Here is an 826-nt window from a genome sequence, read left to right as displayed (position 1 = left end):
GGCGTGCTGGCTCCTGGCTTTCGGCACACTCGGCAGCCATCTGTCGTCGGGCGCGGGCGACTATGTGGCTGCCGGGATGATCGCCTATTCGATGGCGTCTTGCTTCGGGATGGGATTCCTGGCCACGGCCTTGATGTTTCTGGAGTAAGCCGTCTGCCCAACGCCGATGCCCCGAGGGCAACTACCCGGCGCCTGGCCATAGGCCTGCCGCTCACCGCAACGGCCGCCGGTAACTGCCCTCCGCCCCTACCTTTCCGCAAACGCCCTTGCGAACGAATCCATCATCGGCCGCACCAGATATTCGAAGAAGGTCCGGTCGCCAGTGCTGATGAAGGTATCGACCGGGGCGCCGGGATAAAGCTGTTCTCTCTTCACGCCGGGCGGCAAGGCATCGGCGATCTTCAGCCTGGCGCGGAAATAGGGCTCGTGGGTGGTGTCGTCGATCAGCCGGTCGGCTGAGATCTCGCTCACCGTGGCCGGCACCTCTGGCGTGAGCCGCGTGTTGAGCGCCGACAGCCTGAGCTTCGCCTTCTGGCCGACATGCACCTGGTCGATGTCCCTCGGCCTGAGCTTTGCGTCCACCACCAGACCCGATGACGTGGGCAGGATCTCCATGATCTTCTCGCCGGGCGCGACCACGCTGCCTTGCGAATTATAGGTGGAGGACACGACGATGCCCGCCGCCGGCGCGGTGATCGTCGTGCGCTTCAGCACGGCTTGCGCCGCGCGCATCTGCTCGTCGATGTCGGCAAGGTTGGTGCGCACGTCGTCGAGCTTGGTCAGCGCCTCCTCGACGCGCTGCGTGGTGGCGCGCTCGGTCTGCGCT

At 65.6% G+C, this 826-nt stretch carries 1 protein-coding gene; it reads right to left on the bottom strand.

Annotated elements, in window-relative coordinates; translation table 11 throughout:
- Window positions 1–246 precede the first annotated feature (246 nt).
- On the bottom strand, window positions 247–826 hold a 580-nt coding region (locus tag EOA27_RS38505), incomplete at its 5' end, for an HlyD family efflux transporter periplasmic adaptor subunit (RefSeq protein WP_127258968.1).

Origin of the sequence: Mesorhizobium sp. M2A.F.Ca.ET.037.01.1.1 (genome assembly GCF_003998075.1) — a bacterium.
Classification (GTDB): domain Bacteria; phylum Pseudomonadota; class Alphaproteobacteria; order Rhizobiales; family Rhizobiaceae; genus Mesorhizobium.
This window is presented reverse-complemented; position numbering and strand designations above follow the sequence as displayed.